Source organism: Streptomyces physcomitrii (assembly GCF_012273655.1).
Taxonomy (GTDB): Bacteria; Actinomycetota; Actinomycetes; order Streptomycetales; family Streptomycetaceae; genus Streptomyces; species Streptomyces physcomitrii.
In genome coordinates, this window is record NZ_JAAWWP010000006.1 from 210046 (window position 1) to 229359 (window position 19314).

Consider the following 19314-nt stretch of genomic DNA (forward strand, 5'->3'; position numbering starts at 1 on the left):
GCCGACCCGGCCCGCGCGGCTCGGCCCGGACTCAGCCCCGGACACCGCTGAGGGCCCTGTTCCCTCCCACAGATGGGGGGGAACAGGGCCCTCACCCCGTGCCCGGCCCCGGACTACTCCCCGACGTCCTCCGCCAGTTCGCGCCAGAACCGCTCCCAGGGCTCGCGCGGGAACCGGTCCTCCACCGCCCGCCGGTTCGCCGCCAGTTCCGCGCGCAGTGCCGGGTCCCCGGCCCGGTGGCGCCGCAGCACCTCGCAGAAGGCCGCCGCGCCCGCGCGCAGCTCCGCCTCGCCCGTCCCCAGCCGCACCCGGCCGAAGCCCTCTCCGTAGACGGGGGCGAACACGTCGTACTCCGTCACCGCACACGGCATGCCCGCGACCGCCGCCAGCGCGGGCCCGAGGCCCATCGTCTCCACGTCGCTCACCCCCGGCGTGAAGACCACACCGCCCGCGCGCGAGGCCGCGAGCCGCAGCAGATCCACCTCGTCGAGCCGCCACCGCCCCTCGTCGTCCCGGAAGCTGGACAGCGGCACCCCGTCCAGGAACCGCACGTCCTCCGCCACCCCGAGCCGTTCGCTCAGCGCCACCACCTCCCGCGCGTACCGGGGGTCCTCGTCCAGCCCGCCGAAGACCAGCAGATACGGCACCGGATCGCCCGCCGCGCGCGCCATCTCCTTCATCTCCGCGAGCAGCCGCACCGCCACGTCCACCCCCTTCACCTGGAACACCCGCACCGGGTCGAGCAGCAGCGGGCGCCCCTCCGCCAGCCCCTGCTGCCGCGCGAACTCCCGGTGCCGCTCCTCCGGCGCCCCCGCGGGCACCCGGGGCAGCAGGTTCGACAGGACCCTGGGCGCCGCGTCCGTCGGGTAGCCCGCGGTCTCCTTCGCCAGCCCCTCCGAGATCACCACCCAGCGCGTGTGCGGTGTGTCCTGCGGCAGCGGGGTCAGCTCGTTCGGCTCCGGCGGATAGACCCGTGCCCCCGTGTCCGGATCGCGGATCGCGCAGCTGCCGAAGAGGTCGTGGTCCCAGAAGACGACACCGCCCGGCCGGTCCGCGAAGTACGTCCCTGCCGCCGCGTGCAGCCCCGCCGTCGCGGGCACCCCGTCCGAGAGCGTCATATTGATCGCGACCACCCAGTCCGGCCGGTGCTCCGCCAGCCAGGCGGTGAAGTACTCCTCGAAGGGGGCGGTGAGCGCGGCCGTCCGCCGCCTGGTCTCCGCCCGCGCCCCGGCGTCCAGGGTGTCCCAGGCGGCCACCGCGTCCCGTACCGCCAGCAGGCGGCGGCCGCGCTCGGCGTCGTCCAGTCCGTCCCGCAGGCGGTGGCGCGTCGGCTCCATCCACGGTGAGTGCAGCGGCCGGGGGCCGCCCGCGGGGAAGTACCCCTCCTTGTCCGGCCGCCAGGCGTAGCCGAGGTCGGTCGGCACCTGCCCGTCCACCAGGCCCAGTTCGCGGCCGGTCTCCAGGATGTTGCGGAAGACGGTGAGCAGGCCGGACAGGGGCAGTCCGTCACCCGAGACGAGCGCTATGCGCACGGGGATCTCCTTGGGGGTCTGGTCGCGGTGGGGGAGGGCCGATCACAGGGGGCGCGGGCCGGACCGGGCCGGTTCAGCCGAGCAGCACCCGGGAGGCGGTGCCGGTGCGCCGGCCCGCCGAGCGGCGCAGGTCCCGGGTGACCGTCAGCTTCCGCAGCCAGCGGTCGGTGCCGTCGAGCCGGGCCCGGAAGGCCGCCCGGCCGTGCACACAGCGCTGGTTGTCCACGACCAGCGCGTCGCCCGGTTCCAGCACCACCTCGGCCAGGCGCGCGGCGAGTCCGGCGCGCAGCCGCTCCAGCGCCGCGGCCGCCTCCCGGTCGCTGGGCAGCGCCGCCATGTACGGCGGGTCGATCCGCACCGAGGGGTCGGCGCGGTCCCCGAAGAGCACCGCGACCGGCCGCTCGTACGCGGCGGCCTCCTCGGTGTCCATGTGCCGCAGGTGCTCCGCGTCCGGCCGTACCAGGAACCGGGGCCGGAACAGCACCTCCCGCTCGCCCGACGTGAGCCGCACGTCCCGTACCGAGGCGAGGGTCGTCGGGACCCGGTCCGGGTTGCGCAGGGCGAGCAGCAGCAGATGGTCGCAGCGGTGCTCGTGGAAGGCGTCCTCGGTGTGGAATTCGAGCAGGGCGCTGCTGCCGTGCCCGGTCTGCGCCCGCTCGTCGCCGCGGATGGGCAGGACGTCGTGGAAGAGCCGCCCGTCCTGCAGGGTCGACCAGCCGAACGGCTCCCCGGTGAGCGAGGCGAGCAGCGCCAGCCAGTAGTCCTGGAGCAGGGTCGCCCCGGGGTCCCGCTCCCGCCAGTGCGCGGGGGTCGGCCCCACGTCCCCGGACACCGGGAAGCCGCGGACGAGCACCGCCGGGGGCCCGTCGTCGTACCGCAGCCGGGTCAGGCCCCGCACCAGGTGCGGCGGCAGGGCGGCGGCCCGGCCGCGTACCGTGCGCAGGAAGTCCTCGTCGTCGGGTGCGGGATGCTCACGTGCCAGCGCGGCGGTCAACTCGCGGGCCGCGGCGGCCTGCGCGGTGTCCAGCTCGATGGTGGTCCATGCGTCTCGCACCAAGGCGCGTCCCCCCGTGCTCGGCGGGTGTTCCGGTCCGGGAGAGCATTCCCGGCCGCGCCCACTCACACCCCGTCGGCTCCCGGCCCGGGGCTCTCGGTCAGCAGGCGGGCACGGCCCGGGTCCGAACGGGCAGGTTCCCCGCGGCCTCTCCGGTGCGCTCCCGGGGAGGGGGCGCGACAGGGACCCGGAAACGAGCGAGGGCCCTGCCTCACCGAAGTGAGAGCAGAGCCCTGATCCGGGCACGAAGCCCTCCGACATATGTCGGGACGACAGGATTTGAACCTGCGACCCCTTGACCCCCAGTCAAGTGCGCTACCAAGCTGCGCCACGTCCCGTTGCTCGTCTGACCTGGGCTTTCCCCTGGCCGAACGCGCACAGAAACCATACCGCACTCGCGGTGGTGGTCGCGCACCCCTTTTCCGGCGGCTTCCCGGTGCGGCAGGGCGGGTTGGCGGTGCCGAACCGGGCCTTCCGCCCGTGTCGGTCGCGGACTATAGTCCTAAACTACCAGTGCTAATTAATGACTGTTCGTCCGCGCGGAGGGGTACGCCACCCTCCGTACCCGGCGCCCCACCGGACGCCCGGGCCTTCGGACCGTCGACTAGGAGACCCCCTCGTGCGTCCCGTCCACTTCGCCGCTGCCCGCCGCACCCCGATCGGCAAGCTGCGCGGTTCGCTCTCCTCCGTACGCCCCGACGACCTGGCCGCGGGCCTCATCAAGGGGCTCCTCGCCTCGGTGCCCGCACTCGACCCCGCGCGTATCGACGACGTGTACTGGGGCGCCGCCAACCAGGCCGGCGAGGACAACCGCAACATCGCCCGGATGGCGGCCCTGCTCGCGGGCCTGCCGGACTCGGTGCCGGGCGCCACCGTCAACCGGCTCTGCGCCTCCGGCATGGAGGCGGTGACCAGCGCCGCGCGCATGGTCGCCTGCGGGGAGGCCGAGGTCGTCCTCGCGGGCGGCTCCGAGTCGATGAGCCGGGCCCCCTTCGTACTGCCCCGCCCGGACGAGGCGCTGCCGCACAGGATGGAGACCTTCGACACCCGGCTCGGCTGGCGGCTCACCAATCCGCGGATGAAGGACCTGCACGGCGTCCTCGCCATGGGTGAGACGGCCGAGGAGGTGGCCCAGCGCTACGCGATCAGCCGTGAACGCCAGGACGCCTTCGCGCTCCGCAGCCACCAGCGCGCCGCCGACGCCCGCAAGAACGGCCTCTTCGACGCGGAGATCCTCCCCGTCACCCGGCCCGACGGGGTGGTGGTGGACGCCGACGAGTGCATCCGCGAGAGCACCACCCTGGACAAACTCGGCTCGCTCAAGCCGGTGTTCCGCCAGGGCGGCACCGTGACCGCGGGCAACAGCTCGCCGATGAACGACGGTGCTGCCGGTCTGCTCCTGGTCTCCGAGGAGGTCCTGGAGGAACTGGGCCTGGAGTCCCTCGGCCGGTACGTGGCCGGGGCCTCGGCCGGGGTCGACCCCGACGTCATGGGCATCGGGCCGGTCCCCGCCACCCGCAAGGCGCTCGCGCGCACCGGCTGGTCCCTGGCCGACCTGGACGAGACGGAGTTCAACGAGGCCTTCGCCTCCCAGGCGCTCGCCAGCGTCGACACCCTCGGTGTGGACCCGGAGCGGGTGAACCCCACCGGCGGCGCCCTCGCCCTCGGCCACCCCCTCGGCTCCTCCGGGGCGCGCATCCTCACCACCCTGCTGCACCGGATGCGCCGCAACGACGCCGCCAAGGGCCTCGCCACCATGTGCGTCGGCGTCGGCCAGGGCTCGGCGGTACTCGTCGAACGCGGCTGAACTCCGGGGCGGGGCGCATACGTACGGGAGCGGCCCCGCCCCCCGCTCGGCCGTGCGTGAGCGGCCCCGCCCCTGCTCGGCCGTGCGGGGCAGCCCCGTACCGGTTCGGCCGTACGGCGAGAAGCCCGGCCCCTTGCGTGGCGGCTCCCGAGCAGCCCTGCCCCTTCTGCTCAGCGGCTGCTGCTGGACCCCGCGAACGAGGGTTCGTGCGGAGGCAGGGCGGCCGCGAGGTCCTCGGCGAGCAGACGCCCGGCGATGGTGTCGACGGCGGCGCGCAGCTGCCGGTCGTCGGGCCGGGGCATGTCGTGTTCCAGCTGCCCGCCGAGCCACTGCGCCCAGGCCTCCGAAAGGACCCTGGCCTCCCGCGCGCCCGCCCGGGTATGCGCGAAGAGGAGTCCGTCCCGGGTCAGATAGCCCTCCTCGACCATGCGGTCGAAGACCGGCACCAGGACCTCGGGCGGCAGCTGGCGGCGCGCGGCGATCAGCCCCAGACTCGCGTGCCCCACCAGGCGCGTGAACAGCTCGACCTGCATGATCGCCCAGGCCCCGGCGACATCGAGCCGGGTGTCGGCGCCCCGGAGCACACTGCGCAGCGTGCCGGGGCGGGTGGTGCGCAGGATCTTCGCCACGGAGAGTTCGAGCAGCGGCGCCGAACCGGGCCCGGAGGGCTGGGCGAAGGCCTCGCCCATGTCGTTGCCGCCGACGCGTGCGGTGTCCCGCAGCCGGACCTGCTTGAGGAAGAGGGCCACGAAGAACCCCACGGCGGCGACCGGCACCGTCCACAGGAAGACGGTGTGGACGGAGTCGGCGTAGGCGTCGATGACCGGCACCGCGGCGGCGTCCGGCAGCCCGTGCACCCCCTCCGGGCTCCGCGCGGCCGAGGCGATCCGCCCCGCCCCGGTCCCGGAGGCCCGGGCCGCCTCGGCCACCCCCTGTTCGAGGTTGGGCCCGAGCGTATTGGCGTAGATGGTCCCGAAGACCGCCGTGCCGAAGGCGCTGCCGAGCGTACGGAAGAAGGTGACCCCGGAGGTGGCGGTGCCGAGGTCGGCGTAGTCCACGGTGTTCTGTACGGCGATGGTCAGCACCTGCATGGACAGGCCGATCCCGGCACCGAGGACGAACATGTACAGCGAGGCCGCCCAGGCGCCGGTGCCGCGCTCCATCAGCGAGAGCAGGAACAGGCCCAGGCACATCACCAGGGCACCGACGATCGGGAAGCTGCGGTAGTGCCCGGTGCGGCTGACCACGTTGCCGCTGGCGACCGAGGCGATGAGCAGGCCGATCACCATCGGCAGGGTGCGGACCCCGGAGAGGGTCGCCGAGTCCCCGTCCACGTACTGCAGATAGGTCGGCAGGAAGATCAGCGCGCCCAGCATGGCGAAGCCGACGATGAAGCTGAGCACCGAGCAGACGGCGACCACCGGGTTGGCGAACAGCCGCATGGGCAGCATCGGTTCCGCCGCCCGGGTCTCCACCCGGCAGAACAGCGCGAGGGCCAGCAGCCCGCTGGCGAACAGCGCGAGGATGACCGGCGAACCCCAGCCGTACTCGTTGCCGCCCCAGCTCGTCGCGAGGATCAGCGCGCTCGCCCCGGCGGCGACCAGGGCGATGCCGAGGTAGTCGATCGCGGGCCGGACGGCCGAGCGCAGATGCGGGATGGTCCGGGCGGCGGCCACGACGACCAGGATCGCGAGCGGGACGTTGATGTAGAAGGCCCACCGCCAGGTCAGATGGTCGGTGAACAGCCCGCCCAGCAGCGGCCCGACCACGGTCGCCACCCCGAAGACGGCACCGATCGCGCCCTGGTACTTGCCGCGCTCCCGCAGGGGGATCACATCGGCGATCAGCGCCATCGCGGTGACCATCAGACCGCCCGCCCCGATGCCCTGCAGCGCCCGCCAGGCGATGAGCAGCGGCATATTGGTGGCCAGGCCGCACAGGAACGACCCCGAGATGAAGATCAGGGCCGAGACCTGGAAGACGAGCTTGCGCCCGAAGAGGTCCCCGAACTTGCCGACCAGCACGGTCGACACCGTCTCCGCGAGCAGATACGAGGTGACCACCCAGGACATGTGCGAGGCGCCGCCGAGATCGGAGACGATCGTCGGCAGCGCGGTGCCCACGATCGTCTGGTCCAGCGCGGCGAGCAGCACCCCGAGCATGACCGTCCCGAAGACGATGTTCCGCCGCCGGGCGTCGAGCACCGGAGGCGCCGGCACTGCGGCGGGCCCGCGCTCCGCCGCGCTCGGGGCGTCCTCCGTCGTCGTCACAGCAGCCAGCCTCACACCGCCCGGCGGGCCCTGCATGCGGGGCGGTCCGCTCCGGTGACGGGCGGGCCCCGGTGGACACGGTGGCCGGTGTTCTCCGCGGTTCTTCCGCACTTCTTCCGCGGCTGCCGGGTGGCTCAGCGCAGCCGGGGTGCCTCGGCCCCCGCGTCCACCGGGGCCTGTCCGTGCTCCGTACGGTCGGCCAACTCCCGTGCCCAGTCGAGGAGTCCGGGGAGGGCGAGCCCGTACGGCTCCGGGGTCCCGGTGCGGTCCGCCCACTCGGCGAGCCCGTCGGCGCCCCGGCGGAGCAGCCTGGGCCCGCCCGTACGGTTGCCGCGGGCCGCGTGGGTCAGCCCCACGGCGAGCTGGGCGAGCGAGCGCCAGAGCTGCTCCTCCCCGGCCGGTCCCGACTTCCAGGCGTCCTCGAAGACCTCGTGCGCGTGGAAGGGGCGGCCCCTGTCGAGGAGCCCCTGCGCCTCGTCGACCGTCTGCTCCGGCGTGCGCACCAGCCCCTCCGGCTGCCGCGCGACCCCCTCGGCGCCGTACGGCAGCGGCCGGCCGAGCCCGTCACGGGGCCGCGCGCTGCGGGCACGGCCCTCGGGGTCACGGTCACGGGGGCGGTCCGGGGTGTGGCTCATGCTCCGATTGTCGCGGGTGGCGGCGCGAGGGGCGCGGGGCCGATACCCCGGCGGGCCCCGAATTCGGAGCCAGGCCCCGAGGTGGGGTAAAGTTCTGCACGCATGATCACGAGCGCGAGCCGCCCGGGACATGCGGCCGGGACGTGGCGCAGCTTGGTAGCGCACTTGACTGGGGGTCAAGGGGTCGCAGGTTCAAATCCTGTCGTCCCGACTGGAGACAGTCGCAGTTCAGGGCCGGTTTCGGAGATTTCCGAAACCGGCCCTTGGCCATTCCTGGGGGCCAGGTGGGGGCCCGAGGGCTGCCTCGGCGGCTGTGGCGGCGCAGCGGCTCGTAGCCGAGCTTTGTGACCATGTGTCCTCGTTGCTTTTGGTTCACCGAGCAAGTACGGCTGTCTTCCGAGGGGTACGGAGCACTGGAGGGTTCCCCGGAAGAGATCCGAGGCGGACAGTGAAGTTCGCGAACGGAGAATGCGCGGCGGATTTCCAGTTGGCAGCGGCGACATTCCTTCGCGATCTTTTCGATCTGTAGTTGTGCTCGGGTGCTGGCGTCCGGTCGATCGCGGCACTGTTGATCCTGGCCTCCCGACGGTCGCCGGCGACGCCCCTGCGGTGTTGATCCGGTAAGACAAAATGACTAGCAGGGTCAGGGAAAGCTTTCACCTCTCTCAGAGCTGCGGAGTAGGCGTGGCCGTCCTCGGGAATGGGCATTATGCACGGCGACAAGGGGGTGCCGTGGGCGCGAGCACAAGTGAGCACGAGAAGGCTGTCGAGATCATCGGTCTTCGCATGAAGGAGTACGAATCCCTGCGGTCTGAAGTGGTCCAGAGGATCGGAGCCCGACAACAACTGGCCGGATACGCTGGCGCGGCCACCGCCATCGCGGCAACTCTCGGCAGTGGCCTCGGGTTGTGGCGAATCCTGCTTGTCGGGCTGGTGCTCCTGGTCGCCTACTTGTACCTGCGGGACAGCAACGACGGAATCCAGAGGCTGGGGAAACACCTGCGCCTTATCGAGAGCGACGTGAACGAATTGGCTCGGGGTGTCTACGGGCGGGAGATCCTCACCTGGGAGTCCACCCGGCAGACCGAGCGCAACAGTGAGAAGAGGTTCTGGAAGGCTCTCGGGCGCTTCGGCGGCTGGCACCGCCATGAATCGCAGGCGAGGGTGCCTGAACCACGCGGAGAATCCGAAGGGTAGAAGTATCCGCGAACTGCGCCTTGAGGCAAACAGGTTGTGTGTTGCCGTCGCTCAAAGCGGTGGCAACATCTGCGCGGGGGCCGCACCTATCATGCTGTTCATGAGTCAGTTGCTGAGCCTGGAGACCCCGGACCATGCGCGTCCGGTGCGTCTCCACACGGAGCGGGGCGTCTTCGCCGCCCTGGATGTTCCACCTGCCGGGCATGACCCGGTGCGGGGGACGGCCCTGCTCGTACCTGGCTTCATGGGCAGCAAAGAGGACTTCCTCCCCATGCTGCCCGCCCTGAGCGCCGACGGTGTACGTGTACTGGCCCTGGACTGCCGAGGCCAGTACGAGACCGGCGATGCTTCCCCGGCGCCCTCGCACTCCCGGGACGACTTGGCCCGTGATCTGGTAGCTGTTGCTCGTTCCCTGGGCACTGGGCCGGTGCATCTGCTGGGTCATTCGTACGGGGGAAGTCTTGTGCGCGCGGCGGTCATCGCGACCCAGGGGGATCCCTCACTATGGGCGTCGGTCACCCTGATGAACTTCGGTCCCGGCGCAGTCTCTTCTTGGCAGCGGGAACGCCTGCGCCTGTTGCTCTCCGCCGTGGAATCGATGTCCCTGGCCGAGATCTGGCCGTTGGTGCGAAGCAAGAACGAGTCCGTGCCCGAGCATGTCGAACGCTTCCTCGAGCGCAGATGGATGAGCAACAGCCCGATCCAGTTGGCGGCTGTCGCGCAACACATGCTGGACGAGACCGACGCTACGGCTGACTTGGCCCGCATGAGCGTTCCCGTATCGGTGATCTCCGGCACCCCTGACGAGACATGGGACCCTGACGGCGTGGAGCGGATGGCCCGTCAACTGGGAGCCAGGTACGTCCGGATCGAGGGCGGCGGGCATTCCCCCAATGTGCACAAACCCGCTGAAGCGGCTTCCGCCCTCCTCGACTTCTGGCTCACCCGGCACGGTGCGGCAGTCGCCTGACATCGATCCGGCGACGGTGACCAGCGCGGTGCGCAACCCGGGATGGGATACCCGTACGTCAACCTCGCGAGGAAAAGCCGGAGTTGAGGTGGGGGAGGGCCGTGATCTGACGGTCTTCGGCTCGGTTCAGGTGGCGAGTGCGGCCTTGGTCTCCCTGGTCTCCTGGTCGGCGAGCACCTCCGGTGCGCCAGCCTCCAGGCCGTCGAGTGCGACGGTCACGACGTCGGCCGGGTCGTTCTTGGGGATGTCCCAACCGGCCATCATGTCGGTGTCGGTGGCGCTGAGGTAGAGGCCGGTGACCTGGGTGCCCTGCCCGGCGAGTTCCAGGCGTACCCCGTTGGTCATGCTCCACGCGGCGGCCTTCGAGGCGGCGTAGGCGCCGGCGCCGGGGTACGAGAGCCAGGACAGGCGGGAGTTCACGTTGAGGATGCCGCCACCGCCGTTGCGGGCCAGGATCGGTGCGAACGCGCGGATCATCGCCAGCGGACCGTAGAAGTTCGTGTCGATCTCCTGCCTGATCGTCGTGAGGTCGCCGGTGACGAGGTGGCTGCCCGTGGTGGTGCCGGCGTTGTTCACCAGCAGGGTCAGATCGGGGGCGCCGGCCGCGGCGGCGGCCACCGCGGCCGGGTCGGTGATGTCGAGCGCCAGCGGGATCGCGCCGGGTACGTCGACGGTCTCCGGCCTGCGGGCGGCGGCGTAGACCTTCGCGGCGCCCCGGTCGAGGAGCTGCTGGACGAAGTGCCGGCCGAGGCCGCGGTTGGCGCCGGTGACGAGTGCGATGCTTCCTTCGATCTTCATGACCACCACCGTAGGATTCGCGAATGCGTGTCTCAATGACAGATCTGCTCAATGAGATATCCGTACAGCTCATCACAGCTCCTCCTGTTAGCGTGTGCGCACTATGGATGCCCTGACCGGACTCATCGACGCGCAGGTGGTGCGCGGTGTGCTCGGCGCGCGCATCGCCGCGGGGGACGACTGGGGCTGGTGGTCGGTCCAGGGGCCCGGGGCCGCCTTCCACGCGGTGACCTCGGGCGCGGTGTGGGTCGCCCCCGAGGGCTTCGCACCGCTGCAACTCCGTGCCGGTGACGTCCTGTTGCTCCCGAGCGGTCGCGCCCACGCCCTCGCGGGCGACCCCGACGCACTCGCCCGCACCTCACCGGAGCGTTCCGACGGCTACACCCTCACCGGCGACGGCACGGTGCGGATGGGGCAGGGGCAGGCGCACACGCACATCCTCTGCGCGCACTTCTCGCACGACCCCACGGCCTCCGCGTCCATTCTGGCGGCGCTGCCCGAGACCGTCCTGCTCCGCGGCCGGGGCGACGGCGGAGGGCTCGCCGAGACCGTCCGCCTCGTGGGCCGCGAACTGACCTCGCCGGGCCCGGGGAGCCAGGTCGTCCTCGCCCGTCTCGTCGATGTGCTCCTCGTGCAGGCCCTGCGCGACTGGCTCGAACGCGACGACGGCGGCTCGGCATCCCCGCTGCACGCACTGCGCGACCCCGTCGTCAGTACGGCGATGGCCATGATCGACGCGGAACCCGGCCGCGCCTGGACGACCACGGAACTCGCCCGCGCGACCGCCGTCTCGCGGGCGACTCTGGCCCGCCGCTTCCCCGCCACCCTGGGCGAGACGCCCGCCGCCTACCTCACCCGGCGCCGCCTCGACCTCTCCGCACGCCGCCTCCGTGACACCGATGATCCCCTCGAACAGATCGCGCGGGATGTCGGCTACACCTCGGTCTACGCCTTCAGCCGCGCCTTCCGCCGCCAACGAGGCGTACCGCCGGGCCGTTTCCGGTCCGCCTCCCGTACCGTCGCGGCGCAGCCGAACGGCTAGCGTCCTCCGACCGCGCTCCGCGGCCCGGGATCTGAGCGGTCAGCGCTGACCGTCGCGCGCGTCTCGGTCGACTGCTCGGTTGACTGCTCGGCCGGGAGCAAGCGGCCGTCGAGCATAGGGCGGCCGAACTCGCGAGATCGCTTGCGCGGCCCCGAGATGAGGGGCGAAGCGCCTCAGGAGCGCAGCCCCAGGCACTTGGTGAGCAGGGTGGAGAGCCGCTCGCGTTCGGCCGGGGTGAGGTTCCCGAAGGTGTCGTCGAGGAATTCGGGTACCGCGTCCTCGGCGCGGGCGAGGAGCCGACGGCCGGAGCGGGTCAGGGTGACCGCGTAGGCGCGGCGGTCGTCCGTGTCGCGTTCGCGCCGTACGTGCCCCGCCTTCTCCAGGCTGTCGCAGATGCCGACCATGACACTGCGGTCGATCCGCAGTTGGTCGCTCAGTACGCGCTGCGAGCTGGGGCCGACCTCGGCGAGCATCTTGAGCACCAGATGCTGCCCGACGCCGATGCCGGATTCGCCGGCCCGGGCTTCCGCGGCGCGGGCGACCGCGGCCGAGGCCCGGCACAGGGCGATGTCCAGGCGCTCCGCGGCGAGTCTCGGGAAGTACGCGGCCTCACGGTCCGCGGCCTTGGGCGGCATGCGGTCCACCTCTCTGCGGGTCTGCGGGCACGGCGGGGGTGCGTCTCGACCGACCGTACCAAGGAATCGTCTTCGCCCAGATTGTTTGCGCGGCACCTATGAGATTCGTATGCTCTTCAATCATCTTGCTGCTGATTATCTGTGTGAAGATGGAGACCGGCTGAGGTCCGCTGTGGTCATGCCCGCCGACCAGGAGCGGCCGGCCCTGGTGCCGCCGCGCACCGCGGTGTTGCCCGGCTCGGCGGGCCCCATCTGATCGGCTGATCGGCCTCGCAGAGGACCGTCGACCCGTACCACCGGAACAGAGGACCGGCCATGACCCTGGATCTCACCCCCGACCAACTGCTGTCGACCACCCGCGCCGTACGCAAACGCCTCGACTTCGACCGCCCGGTCCCGCGCTCCCTGATCGAGGAGTGCGTGGACCTGGCGACCCAGGCGCCGACCGGCCGGAACCGGCAGCGCTGGCACTTCCTCGTCGTCACCGAGGAGGCCCAGCGGCGTGCCGTGGCCGACATCTTCCTGCGTGCCTTGCCGCTGACCACCGGGCACCCCTTGACCGAACGCGACGCCTGGCGCATGAACTACCACGCCGACTCCACGGAACGGGTCTTCGACGGACTGCGCCACCTGGCCGCCCACATCCACCGCGTGCCCGCCTTCGTCATCCCCGGAGTGGAGGGACGTACCGACGGCGCTCCGGTGGCCGAGCAGGCGGGGACGTGGGGCTCGATCCTGCCGGCGGTGTGGAGCTTCATGCTGGCCGCCCGCGCACGCGGTCTGGGCACCACCTGGACGACAGCGCAAGGACCGCTGGAACGGGAACTCGCCGAGATCCTCGGCGTTCCTCACGACGACATCATGCTGGCCGCCTTCCTCCCGCTCGCCTACACCATCGGCACCGACTTCAGGCCGGCCCGGCGGATCCCCCGCGAGCACGTCCTGCACTGGGACCGATGGGAACAGCACGGCTCCGGGCCGGACCGGTAGCGCACCGCGGTGGTGGGTCCGGGGTCTCGTCATCGGCACGCAACGAGGCCGCCGCCCCCACCGCCGAGGGCACCCGCACCGCCGAGAGGTGGTCCGACCACTCCCGACCGACCTCGCTGACCGTCGGCGCCGAGACCTACCGGGGCCCGTACGGTTCCACGGACCCGAGCGAGCGGAGCAAGCTCCGGGACGCCTGCTCTTCCACAACGGCCTCTTGCGCCTGTCGGTCACCTCGACCGCCGGAGTGGACACAGGCTTCAACCGGGAGGCCGGGGGCACACTCAAGCGGGTGCGAACACCCTTACCGGAGTAGAAGCGTCGCTGCCGTAAGCACCAGGCAGCGACAGTGAGCGAGGGCGAAGACGTGCCGACTGTTCGTCGAGCGATGCTTCAGATCATCGTGGTGTTCGTGATCTTGTATGCCGGATGTTTTGCCGCTTCCTATCTGTCGGGCGGTTCCCTCGGAACTTCCTTGGGCGCCCCGTTGGCGCTGGCAGCGCCGATGGCCGGTATCGCTTTCGTCCGCTGTCGGCGCCTGAAGCAAGGATGACGCAGAGCGTCCCTCAGGAGGCGGTGAGCCTAGTGAAGGTGACGCGGCCGCCGTCGTCCTCCGCGGGCTCGCCCTTGAGCTGTGCGTAGTCGCCGGCCTGAAAGCGGACCGGCCGGTCGGACCACACCTCGGGAACCGGCGCGCTCTTCCGCTCCGTGGTGTCCTCGTGGGTGGCGGTGAGTTCCAGGTCGCCGTCGCCGGAGTCGGTGATGCCGAAGCCGAAGGTGTCGCCGAGCCGTACCTCGTCGAGGAGCGGGTACTTCTCGTAGTCGCTGCCGCTCTCCAGCTGCTGGTTGACCTTCGCGTACACCTCGCCGTCGTCGTAGTACAGCAGCACATACGGGTCCGAACGCAGCTCCTGGTCCCCGTGGATCTGGCCGAGGACGATCGTCCTGCTGGTGTCCGGGACCTGGGTGACGGCGACCTCGGCGGTCAGGGCGTGCTCGCCGTCCGTGCCGGTGGTGAAGCCCTCGCCGGCGACGAGTTCGGTGCGCGGGCTGCCGGAGTGGCTGGTGGTGGCGCCGAGGGTGGGTGCCCAGAACTCCAGGCCGCCGCCCTCGGTGCGGGAGAGGAACGGCGGGGCGAGTTCGGCCGGGTCGAGCACCACCGGATCGCCGTCGGTGCCGCCCTCGGAATCCACCGGCAGTGTCAGGCGCCACCCGTCGAGCGAGGGGCCCTCCTCGGCTCCGGGGCCGGCCGGGGCGGCGAAGGCGAACGTGCTGGAACCGAGGACAAGGGTGCAGGCGATCAGCGGGGCGGCGAGTGCGCGAACCATGTCAGGTACTCCCGGGCTGGTGCGACGGTGGATCCGGAGGCACGGGCGGCCGACGGCGCCCGCGGTTCTCGACGGCCGACTGCACGAGGAGGTGAGCAGCTTCCGCGAAGAACTCGCCGCAACGTAATCATGGTCGTACGTACCGTCAAGATCGTGGTCGTACGGGCCGTCGGCGCTGCTGCGTGCCTCAACTCGGTGTCACGGTGGGCCAGTTGGGCACCGGCTGGGCATCGGCGCACTGTTCGTCTGCGAATCTCCGCATGCTTCCGGAGCGGTCGGGATTCCTCTCGTCGGCCAAGCGGCTCGTCTCCCCGCCCTGGACGTCCGCTGCTGCCCGAAATCCCCCTTGAACTGGGAAAACACCGAAGGAAAGCTATGGTGGCCGGCCACATGGACGAGCGTGTGGGGCTTGGGTAGCGTGCCCCCGCGCCTTGTGGCGCTGGTCGTTGATTCCGCGCACACCGCCGATCCACCCGGCGGAAGCATCCTTCCCGAGGAGACGATGTGAACGATCCGACTGCCCGGAGAGCTTCCCGACGACGCTTATCGGCCGCTCGCCTTCTGCATCCGAGGAATCGGAGGAATCGGAGGAATCCGAGTCCGTCGATGAACTGCCTTCTGGCCACCGTGCTGTGCGCGAGTGCGGCGCTCGGCTCGGTGGCCCTGCTCGAGTCCTCCGCGGCCGCGGCGGCCCTGCCCGTCACCGCGGCGACCGCCAGCTCCGATGACGGCAATGTGGCGGCCAACGCGATCGACGGTGACCCCTCCACCCGGTGGTCCGGTTCCGGTGACGGTGTCTGGATCCGCTTCGACCTCGGCTCGGTCACCGCCGTCGACTCGGTCTCGCTGGCCTGGTACGACGGGGACAGCCGGCGGACGACCTTCGACGTCCAGCTGTCCGAGGACGGTTCGCACTGGTCGACGGCGTTGTCCGGGAAGACCAGCAGCGGCACCACGCTCAGCCCGGAGGAGTACGGCTTCGCCGAGGGCTCGGCGCGTTTCGTACGGGTCGTCGGACACGGCAACTCCTCCGCGGACTCGGGCGAGTGGACGAGCATCACCGAGGCGGCCGTGTCCGGTGGGGGCGGAACCACACCTCCCGCCCAGACCCCGGGCGTCGGCGGAGTGGAGACCCCCGCCGACGCGATCCTGGTCGGGGAGCAGGACTCCGAATTCACCATCGACTCCGGCGGCACCGCGGCCGACCCCGACGTCTACGACTGCCAGGGCGAGACCGTCCACGGGGGCATCCGGATCGAGGCCGACAACGTGGTGGTGCAGAACTGCCGGGTCGACGCACAGCAGCAGTACGGGATCTACTCGGACGACAACACCGACGTCACCATCCAGAACAACGACATCAAGGGCGTCGAGGGCCCCGGCGACCTCAATGCCATCACCTTCTTCGGCAACGGCCACAAGATCCTGTACAACACCGCCGTCGACTTCGTGACCGGCGATCCGGGCGACAGCCACACCGACTTCATCCAGACCTGGGTGTCCGACTCCCACCCCACCACAAGCGACGACGTGGAGATCCGCGGCAACAAGGCCGTCGGCCCCGACAACCCGGACCAGGACAGCAGCATCCCCAGCATCCACCAGTGGCTGATGGTCGAGGACTACGGCCGGGGCGGGAACTCCGGCGGCGACACCGACGGCATGCACAACTGGATCGTCGCGGACAACGAGATCGGCGACAGCTGGAACCAGGCCATCAAGCTGGACGGGCCGGACGACATCGCGCTGACTCGCAACAAGTTCGTGGGCTCCTCGACCAAGGTCATGGAGGTCACCTCGGCCTCGACCGGGGTGAGGTTCTACAGCGACAACGAGGTCGGCCCGGACTACGAGTCGGTCGGCATGCCGGTCACCGACGGCCCGGGTCCCGCCTGACGGTTCCCCGCCCGGGCCGTGCGGAAGCCTCGTCCGGCAGTCCGGCAGTCCGGCAGTCCGGCGGTCCGAAGTTCCGGTACTCCGGCAGTGCTTCGGCGCCCGGCCCGGCCCGGCCCGGGCGGGGTGCGGGTGGGCGGCGGGGAGCGGGCGACAGTGGGAGCGCCCCGCCCGCGTCGCGGTCAGACCGGATCCGCCGTCGGGGGCAGCGGCCCCGCCCCGATCGCTCCCCGCAGCACCGCCACCGCACGTTCCAGTACGGCCGGTACCGAGACCGCCGCCTGCGGGGTGTCGGGCATGCTCACCACCAACTCGGCGCGGTCGCGGAACCAGTTGAACCAGATCGAGACACCGCTGGCGTTGTCCGGGCCGGTGAGCATCCGGACCTCGCGGTCCAGGTAGTCGGCGGCGCCGGGGGCGCTCCTGCCGTCCAGGTAGGAGGCCATCGGCGGGATCCGCAGCTGCTGCCCGGCGGGGGCGAGCAGTTCCACCGCGCGGTGCAGCGGGACGTCGTAGCGGGATCTGGCGCGCTGGAAGGCCTGCTGGGCCACCGGTACGGCGGCGTCCAGGCCCGGGGTGCCGGGGAGCGTGAAGGCGAGGGGGACGAGGTTCACCAGCCAGCCGTGGATGCGCAGATCGCGGGGGCTCGCGCGGGTGGAGACCGCGGTGAGGACCCGGTAGGCGGCCTCGTCCGCCAACTCCCGCTGCACCAGGGCCAGTGCGGCGAACATCCCGGCGGCGAAGCCTCCGCCGTTGCGGGCGCAGTGGGCGCGGAAGGCGCGGGCCTCGGTGCCGGTGAAGACGGGGAGGCTGAGGCGGGTGCCGGGCAGGAGTTCGTCGGAGTCGTGGCCGAGGTCGCCCGGGAAGGCGGGGAACCCGCCGTCCGCGGTGGCGAAGAACTCGCGCCAGGTGTCGAGTTCGGGGGAGTGCGGGGTGAGCCCGGCGGCGTACGCGGCCTCCGCGCGGTTCAGCGCGAGGTAGCCCGGGGCCTCGGGCAGGGCCGGTTCCTCGCCGCGCAGGGCGGCCGCGTACCGCTCGCGGATCTCCTCGAAGACCAGCGCCATCGAGTGGCCGTCGGTGTAGGCGTGGTCGATCGCGCACCAGACGGTGGAGCTGTGCGGGCGCAGGACCACCCCGGCGAGCAGCCCGGGACCGGGGGCGGCGGTCACCTCGTCGATACGGCGGTGCAGATGCTGCCGCAGCGCGCGCGGGTCGGTGAACGCGCCCGCCTTCTCCGCCCGCACCTCGATCCCCTCGGCGGGCAGCAGGTGACCGCGCAGGGTGCCGTCCTCCTCGTGGGCGTACCAGCTGCGGTAGGCCTCGTGCCGCCGGGCGAGTCCCTGCCAGGCCTCGGCGAGGGCCCCGGGGTCGGCGCGGCCGGGGAGTTCGAAGCTGAGGGCGACCCAGGGGGACTGGGTGCGGCCCGCCTGCCTGTGGGCCCGGGCGAGGCCGAGGTGGCCCTGCTGGAAGAGGGAGGCGGGGACCTCGTGCGGCCGCGGGGCGAAGGTGGCGCCGAGGGTGAACTCGACGACCTCGCCGGGCGCGGGCAGATGGTCGAGGAGCTGGGTCATGTGCATGGTGGTTCTCCCTCGTGGGGCGGGGTCGGGGGCGGCGCTCAGACGGTGGCGAGCGCGGCGCCGGTGGTGCCGTGGTCGGCGATCCGGGCGGCGAGGCGGGCCGTGCTCTTCATGAACCGGCCGAGGCTCGCCCGGGCGGTGGGATTGCCGGGGAAGCGGGCCGAGAGGTGCACGCCCCGCTCGCTCCGGGTGAACCAGAGGTAGACCTCCTGCGGCGCGTGCACGCGGCTGCGCAGCATCCGGTCCTCGGGCCGGGGCGGGGTGCCGGGGACCCGGCGTACGTCCAGGAAGGAGACGACGAAGCGGAGCGGGACCTCGCGGCCGAGGAACTCCGTGAGATGGGCGGCCGAACTGCCGGGTCCCGGGGCGCGGTCGCGCAGTTCGGCAGCGGCTGCGGCCACCACGGCGGGGAAGCCGGCCTCCGGCGGCACGGGCACCGCCACCGGGTGCAGCCCGACGAACCAGCCGGTCGCGTCCCGCCAGGGCGTGGGCCGCGCGTCGGTCAGGGTGACGGTACGCAGGACCGGGGTCCCGGCGGTCCCCCGGGCGGCGAGCGCCAGGCAGGCCAGCAGCCCGGCGGCGGTGGAGCCGCCCGCGGCCCGCGCGGCGGCGGCGAAGCGCGCGGCGGCGGGCGCGTCGAGCAGCCAGCGGTACAGGCTCTGCTGGGATGCGGCGGCCGAGGGGCCGAGCGGCAGCGGGAAGCCGGGCGGGGCCCCGCCGCCCGCGGCGAGCAGGTCGTGCCAGCGCCCCGGGTCGAGGGCGGGCCGGACGGCGGTGTCGACGAGGCGCCGCTCGTAGACCCCGAAGTCGATGTAGCCGGGGCCGCGCGCGACCGGTGCCGGATGCGCGAGCAGTCCGCGGACCTCGCCGCCGGTCATGGCCAGCGTGGTGCCGTCGACCACCCCGTGGTCCGCGGCCAGCAGGACGAGCACGCCCTCGGCCGACTCCACCGTGGCGAAGGCGACCTGCGGCCAGTCGAGCGGGCGGGTCGCACGGTCGAAGCAGGCCTCGATCTGGCGGCGCATCGCCGACGGGTCCGCGAAGCGGCCGATGTATCCGCGCTGCAGGGACAGCGCCCGCGCGGGCAGCACCAGGCGGGTCCGCTCGCGCTCCCCGGGGACCAGCCTGCTGCGCAGGTGCTCATGGGCGCGCAACCAGGCGGTCAGGGCCGCGCCGACCGCCGAGGGCGCCACCGGCCCGAGCCGGAAGGCGAGCCCCACCCAGGCGGGGTCGACCAGGCTGCGGCCCGCCGCCGCGGCGCCGTGCACATGGCGGGCATGGGCCAGCGGCGGGGTGCGTCGGTCGTCGCGCCAGGCGGCGGTGGCCGCCCGGGGGGTCCAGAAGGAGAGGTCGCCCGGCGGCAGCGGGCAGGCGTCCAGTTCGGTGAACTCCATCTCTCACCGGCCGGGCAGTCGTGCCGCACCGTGCCCGATGCGCCGTCCGGCTTTCCCCGATAACAGCATGCAAACCCCCGAAATGGACGTGGAACCGGAACGGGAAATACCGCATATTCGTCCCGGGAATCAGCCTGGAACATACTGTGCAGAGCTGTGGGGCAACGCCTGTGCCATGCACGACAAAGGCGGTTT

General features: G+C 72.0%; 16 protein-coding genes and 2 tRNA genes. 8 read left to right on the plus strand and 10 right to left on the minus strand.

Features of this window, described 5'->3' with window-relative positions; genetic code table 11:
• Positions 1–113: 113 nt before the first annotated feature.
• The 3 genes from HFV08_RS12595 to HFV08_RS12605 form a co-directional block, all read right to left on the minus strand.
• Positions 114–1532 (minus strand): glycosyltransferase family protein, encoded by a 1419-nt coding sequence (locus tag HFV08_RS12595; RefSeq protein ID WP_168538886.1) that lies wholly within the window; start codon positions 1530–1532, stop codon positions 114–116.
• Between the two features lie 73 nt (positions 1533–1605).
• Positions 1606–2586, minus strand: a complete 981-nt coding sequence (gntD, locus tag HFV08_RS12600) for a guanitoxin biosynthesis L-enduracididine beta-hydroxylase GntD (protein ID WP_312885582.1) — start codon at positions 2584–2586, stop codon at positions 1606–1608.
• A 264-nt stretch (positions 2587–2850) separates the two neighbouring features.
• A tRNA-Pro gene (locus HFV08_RS12605) sits at positions 2851–2924 on the minus strand.
• 281 nt (positions 2925–3205) lie between these two features.
• Between HFV08_RS12605 and HFV08_RS12610 the strand changes: the two genes are divergently transcribed.
• Positions 3206–4393 (plus strand): thiolase family protein, encoded by a 1188-nt coding sequence (locus HFV08_RS12610; RefSeq protein ID WP_168538888.1) that lies wholly within the window; start codon positions 3206–3208, stop codon positions 4391–4393.
• Between the two features lie 170 nt (positions 4394–4563).
• Here HFV08_RS12610 and HFV08_RS12615 read toward each other — a convergent pair whose 3' ends face one another.
• Positions 4564–6699, minus strand: a complete 2136-nt coding sequence (locus tag HFV08_RS12615; protein ID WP_168538890.1) for an MDR family MFS transporter — start codon at positions 6697–6699, stop codon at positions 4564–4566.
• A 98-nt stretch (positions 6700–6797) separates the two neighbouring features.
• Complete coding sequence (locus tag HFV08_RS12620) at positions 6798–7298, minus strand: DUF309 domain-containing protein (protein WP_168538892.1); 501 nt, start codon at positions 7296–7298, stop codon at positions 6798–6800.
• A gap of 137 nt (positions 7299–7435) precedes the next feature.
• Here HFV08_RS12620 and HFV08_RS12625 point away from each other — a divergent pair.
• From HFV08_RS12625 to HFV08_RS12635, 3 genes are all read left to right on the plus strand, one after another.
• A tRNA-Pro gene (locus HFV08_RS12625) sits at positions 7436–7509 on the plus strand.
• A gap of 521 nt (positions 7510–8030) precedes the next feature.
• Entirely contained in the window at positions 8031–8495 is a 465-nt protein-coding gene (locus tag HFV08_RS12630) for a hypothetical protein (protein WP_168538894.1), read from the plus strand.
• Between the two features lie 100 nt (positions 8496–8595).
• On the plus strand, positions 8596–9465 hold the full coding sequence (locus tag HFV08_RS12635; RefSeq protein ID WP_168538896.1) for an alpha/beta fold hydrolase: 870 nt from the start codon (positions 8596–8598) through the stop codon (positions 9463–9465).
• A gap of 126 nt (positions 9466–9591) precedes the next feature.
• Here HFV08_RS12635 and HFV08_RS12640 read toward each other — a convergent pair whose 3' ends face one another.
• Complete coding sequence (locus tag HFV08_RS12640) at positions 9592–10263, minus strand: SDR family oxidoreductase (protein ID WP_168538898.1); 672 nt, start codon at positions 10261–10263, stop codon at positions 9592–9594.
• A gap of 103 nt (positions 10264–10366) precedes the next feature.
• On the opposite strand from HFV08_RS12640, the gene HFV08_RS12645 reads away from it, so the two are divergent.
• Positions 10367–11305: an AraC family transcriptional regulator gene (locus tag HFV08_RS12645; RefSeq protein WP_168538900.1), complete on the plus strand. Its 939-nt coding sequence runs from the start codon at positions 10367–10369 to the stop codon at positions 11303–11305.
• Positions 11306–11478: 173 nt separating this feature from the next.
• Here the strand turns inward: HFV08_RS12645 and HFV08_RS12650 are convergent, their stop codons facing one another.
• A complete protein-coding gene (locus HFV08_RS12650) occupies positions 11479–11940 on the minus strand; it encodes a MarR family winged helix-turn-helix transcriptional regulator (protein WP_168538902.1) in 462 nt (153 codons plus the stop codon).
• A 315-nt stretch (positions 11941–12255) separates the two neighbouring features.
• Here HFV08_RS12650 and HFV08_RS12655 point away from each other — a divergent pair, with 315 nt between their 5' ends.
• Entirely contained in the window at positions 12256–12930 is a 675-nt protein-coding gene (locus HFV08_RS12655; RefSeq protein ID WP_168538904.1) for a nitroreductase family protein, read from the plus strand.
• Positions 12931–13276: 346 nt separating this feature from the next.
• On the plus strand, positions 13277–13480 hold the full coding sequence (locus tag HFV08_RS12660; protein ID WP_168538906.1) for a hypothetical protein: 204 nt from the start codon (positions 13277–13279) through the stop codon (positions 13478–13480).
• Between the two features lie 13 nt (positions 13481–13493).
• On the opposite strand, the gene HFV08_RS12665 is transcribed toward HFV08_RS12660, so the two are convergent.
• A complete protein-coding gene (locus tag HFV08_RS12665; protein WP_168538908.1) occupies positions 13494–14255 on the minus strand; it encodes a polysaccharide lyase family 7 protein in 762 nt (253 codons plus the stop codon).
• Positions 14256–14861: 606 nt separating this feature from the next.
• Between HFV08_RS12665 and HFV08_RS12670 the strand changes: the two genes are divergently transcribed.
• Positions 14862–16151 carry a discoidin domain-containing protein gene (locus HFV08_RS12670; RefSeq protein ID WP_168538910.1) on the plus strand — a complete coding sequence of 430 codons (1290 nt, stop codon included), beginning with the start codon at positions 14862–14864 and terminating at the stop codon, positions 16149–16151.
• Between the two features lie 179 nt (positions 16152–16330).
• Here the strand turns inward: HFV08_RS12670 and HFV08_RS12675 are convergent, their stop codons facing one another.
• Entirely contained in the window at positions 16331–17725 is a 1395-nt protein-coding gene (locus tag HFV08_RS12675) for a condensation domain-containing protein (RefSeq protein ID WP_168538912.1), read from the minus strand.
• A gap of 38 nt (positions 17726–17763) precedes the next feature.
• Positions 17764–19119, minus strand: a complete 1356-nt coding sequence (locus HFV08_RS12680; protein ID WP_168538914.1) for a hypothetical protein — start codon at positions 19117–19119, stop codon at positions 17764–17766.
• Between the last annotated feature and the right edge of the window lie 195 nt (positions 19120–19314).

Coding starts and splice junctions, on each gene's coding strand:
- HFV08_RS12620 (WP_168538892.1), bottom strand. CDS start 7,298: ATGAGCCACACCCCGGACCGCCCCCGTGACCGTGACCCCGAGGGCCGT.
- HFV08_RS12675 (WP_168538912.1), bottom strand. CDS start 17,725: ATGCACATGACCCAGCTCCTCGACCATCTGCCCGCGCCCGGCGAGGTC.
- HFV08_RS12670 (WP_168538910.1), top strand. CDS start 14,862: ATGAACTGCCTTCTGGCCACCGTGCTGTGCGCGAGTGCGGCGCTCGGC.
- HFV08_RS12655 (WP_168538904.1), top strand. CDS start 12,256: ATGACCCTGGATCTCACCCCCGACCAACTGCTGTCGACCACCCGCGCC.
- HFV08_RS12615 (WP_168538890.1), bottom strand. CDS start 6,699: ATGCAGGGCCCGCCGGGCGGTGTGAGGCTGGCTGCTGTGACGACGACG.
- HFV08_RS12665 (WP_168538908.1), bottom strand. CDS start 14,255: ATGGTTCGCGCACTCGCCGCCCCGCTGATCGCCTGCACCCTTGTCCTC.
- HFV08_RS12650 (WP_168538902.1), bottom strand. CDS start 11,940: ATGCCGCCCAAGGCCGCGGACCGTGAGGCCGCGTACTTCCCGAGACTC.
- HFV08_RS12635 (WP_168538896.1), top strand. CDS start 8,596: ATGAGTCAGTTGCTGAGCCTGGAGACCCCGGACCATGCGCGTCCGGTG.
- HFV08_RS12640 (WP_168538898.1), bottom strand. CDS start 10,263: ATGAAGATCGAAGGAAGCATCGCACTCGTCACCGGCGCCAACCGCGGC.
- HFV08_RS12645 (WP_168538900.1), top strand. CDS start 10,367: ATGGATGCCCTGACCGGACTCATCGACGCGCAGGTGGTGCGCGGTGTG.
- HFV08_RS12680 (WP_168538914.1), bottom strand. CDS start 19,119: ATGGAGTTCACCGAACTGGACGCCTGCCCGCTGCCGCCGGGCGACCTC.